This is a genomic window from Romboutsia sp., assembly GCF_035470145.1.
In the GTDB taxonomy this organism is placed as follows: Bacteria; Bacillota; Clostridia; order Peptostreptococcales; family Peptostreptococcaceae; genus Romboutsia_D.
In genome coordinates, this window is sequence record NZ_DATIRC010000214.1 from 1 (window position 1) to 3189 (window position 3189).

Here is a 3189-nt window from a genome sequence, read left to right on the forward strand (position 1 = left end):
TAAATCATTTCTATATAATCTTCTTCATTAGGTGTTAAGTTATTTTTTTTCATATATTCATTAAATGTATAATATTCTTTCATATCTTCCAAATTTAACTCCTCCTTAATATTGTTCTATTAATTATATTTTAATCAGTAAGATATATTCCTTTCTTAGTAACAATGTAATATATTAGTGCATATTTTAGAATTAAGAGTAAAGTTAGCTTTGGCTAAAACATATTTTGGAGGTGTTACTGTTGAAAACTCTTACTGACATTCAAGTAAAAAAGACTGTTGTAGTCGAAGACCTTTTATCTAGTGGAAATTTAAGAGAAAGAATGTTAGCCCTTGGGTTAACTCAAGGTGCTTTTATAGATGTAGTTAGAAAGGGACCTAAGAACAACTTAACCGTTTATAGCATTAGAGGTGCTAAAATTGCATTAAGAGCAGAAGAAAGTTGTTTAATATTAGTTTCTGATATTTAATATTTCATTTGAGGGGGATACAACCATGGGTTTGACAAATGAATCAACTAAAATAAAATCCTTAAAAGACATGTTTGATATAGACAAAGGAGAGAATCAATTTGTAATAGCTTTAGCTGGAAATCCAAATACAGGTAAAAGTACTGTATTTAATTATTTGACAGGCCTAAAACAACATACGGGTAACTGGCCTGGTAAAACGGTAGCTACTGCTCGTGGAGACTTTAAATACAAAGATAGTGAGTATGCATTAATCGACTTACCTGGAACGTATTCTTTATTTGCATTATCTCAAGAAGAAATAGTAGCACGTGATTTTATATGTTTTGGTAAACCCGATGCTGTAATTGTTGTCTGTGATGCTACCTGTCTTGAAAGAAACCTTAATCTAGCATTTCAAATAATGGAGCTAACTGATAAAGTGATTTTATGCATCAATTTAGTTGATGAAGCAAATAAAAAAGGTATTACTATAAATGCTAAAAAAATAGAAGAAGAATTAGGTATCCCTGTAGTACTAACTTCTGCTAGAAGTGGTGAAGGTATTGATAACTTATTAGAAACTTTATATAAAGTTTCTAATAATGATTATAATTTTAATACTAAGCCTGTTCTTTATGAAAGCAACATTGAAAATGTAGTTAATTCTTTTAAACCCGAACTACAATCAACAATTGATTATATAAATCCAAGATGGCTAGCACTTAGACTTATAGATGAAGATGAAAGTATCTTTCACTCTATGAGAACATATATTGGTGAAGATGATATTACTTCTATTCATAGTATAAAGAAAAAATTTCCTAAAATCTTAGATAAGCAAAAAATAAGAGATAGTTTTACTAAGAGAAATTATGATTATGCTAAAAATTTAAGTGATTTAGCTTGTTATGTAAATCCTAATTATAATTTAGATAAGGATGAGAAAATTGATAGCATAGTTACTTCTAAATTTTTTGGATTTCCTATTATGTTACTTTTACTTGGTACTATATTATGGATAACTATACAAGGAGCTAATTATCCATCTACCTTAATAGCAGATTTTTTATTTGGATTAGAGCCAAATTTAACTAATTTTTTAAACTATATCAATGCTCCTACATGGTTAAATGATATGCTAGTCTTTGGTCTTTATAGAACCTTAGCTTGGGTTGTATCTGTTATGTTGCCTCCTATGGCTATATTTTTTCCTCTTTTTACTCTTCTTGAGGATTTTGGATATTTGCCAAGAGTTGCTTTTAATCTAGACCATTTATTTAAAAAAGCTTGTGCTCATGGTAAACAATGTTTAACTATGTGCATGGGATTTGGGTGCAATGCATGCGGCGTTATTGGTTGCAGAATAATAGATTCTCCTCGTGAAAGACTAATTGCTATACTTACTAATAACTTTGTTCCTTGTAATGGTCGTTTTCCTACTTTAATAGCTATTTCTACTATATTTTTTAGTTCTATAATTACTAATTCCTTTACTTCTAGCCTTGTGACTGCTTTATGTATATCATTAATAGTTATATTTGGAGTATTAGTTACTTTACTTGTATCTTATACATTGTCTAAAACTTTATTAAAAGGGATTCCCTCTACTTTTACATTAGAATTGCCACCTTATAGAGTTCCCCAATTTGGTAGAGTAATATATACATCTATAATAGATCGGACATTATTTGTACTTGGTAGAGCAGTTATGGTTGCTATTCCAGCTGGTGTAATAACTTGGTTATTTGCTAACATCTATGTGGGGGATATTAGTTTATTGGCGTATGTAGGAAATTTACTAGATCCTATAGCTAAGTTTATTGGACTTGATGGATTTATTCTTTTGGCTTTCATTCTAGGCCTTCCTGCTAATGAAATAGTTATACCAATACTTTTAATGTCTTACTTAGCCACAGGGTCAATGATAGAGCTTAATAGCTTAGATGCACTTGGTCAAGTTTTAAGAGATAATGGTTGGACTTATTTAACAGCCTTGAATGTAATGTTATTTAGTTTACTTCACTGGCCATGTACTACTACACTTATAACTATAAAAAGAGAAACTGGTAGTGTTAAATGGACTATTTTAGGCTTTTTAATTCCAACAGTAATAGCATTTACAGTTTGTTTTTTAACAACTAGCATTTATAATTTATTTATTTAGATAAGATGAATATTTTTCTTATCTTTTTTTATTTTAATGTTTTACAGCACTCATCCGTATATTATGTATTAATAAGTTAATTATTAACTTTTTTTATCTTTTTATGTCATTTTATTAGTTTTCATGTAAATATTTTTAAGATGATATTAATTTAATACTGTAGTAAAATTTATTTAAAGGACATGCTATTTAGCATGAGGGGGAGGTTTAAATGTTTCTTCTTATTATTTTATTATTTATATTTACTTTAATCTATTTTTTATCTATGGTTTGTATTCAGTTCAACTACATAAGTAATCTTAATTTGCAATTTGGATCTGATATTAATGAATTATGTTGTGATGACAATATAGAAGATATATATGGACATATAAACTATTTAGTAAAAATCTGCGCTATTAGTTTATATAAATTTTCTATTTTACTTAAATAATTAATTATATAAATCTGCTCTTATGCTTTATATTGTCTTTAAACATCTTTTAATTAATAAAATAAACAATTAATAGGTATTCTAAAAACTGTAACCCAGAGGGTACATTTTATAGAATACCTATAACTAACTTTTTGAGAT

General features: G+C 27.9%; 3 protein-coding genes. All 3 read left to right on the forward strand.

Annotated elements, in window-relative coordinates:
- The first annotated feature begins 232 nt into the window (after positions 1–232).
- The 3 genes from VLM92_RS09180 (at position 233) to VLM92_RS09190 (ending at position 3048) form a co-directional block, all read left to right on the forward strand.
- The gene (locus VLM92_RS09180; RefSeq protein WP_414708156.1) at positions 233–469 is read left to right on the forward strand and encodes a FeoA family protein; all 237 of its coding nucleotides are present in this window, start codon (positions 233–235) and stop codon (positions 467–469) included.
- Positions 470–494: 25 nt separating this feature from the next.
- The gene (feoB, locus tag VLM92_RS09185; RefSeq protein ID WP_325276042.1) at positions 495–2615 is read left to right on the forward strand and encodes a ferrous iron transport protein B; all 2121 of its coding nucleotides are present in this window, start codon (positions 495–497) and stop codon (positions 2613–2615) included.
- 211 nt (positions 2616–2826) lie between these two features.
- The gene (locus VLM92_RS09190) at positions 2827–3048 is read left to right on the forward strand and encodes a hypothetical protein (protein WP_325276043.1); all 222 of its coding nucleotides are present in this window, start codon (positions 2827–2829) and stop codon (positions 3046–3048) included.
- Positions 3049–3189 lie beyond the last annotated feature (141 nt).

Excerpts from the sequence above, each read along its gene's own strand:
- feoB (WP_325276042.1), top strand. The coding sequence starts at position 495 with ATGGGTTTGACAAATGAATCAACTAAAATAAAATCCTTAAAAGACATG.
- VLM92_RS09190 (WP_325276043.1), top strand. The coding sequence starts at position 2,827 with ATGTTTCTTCTTATTATTTTATTATTTATATTTACTTTAATCTATTTT.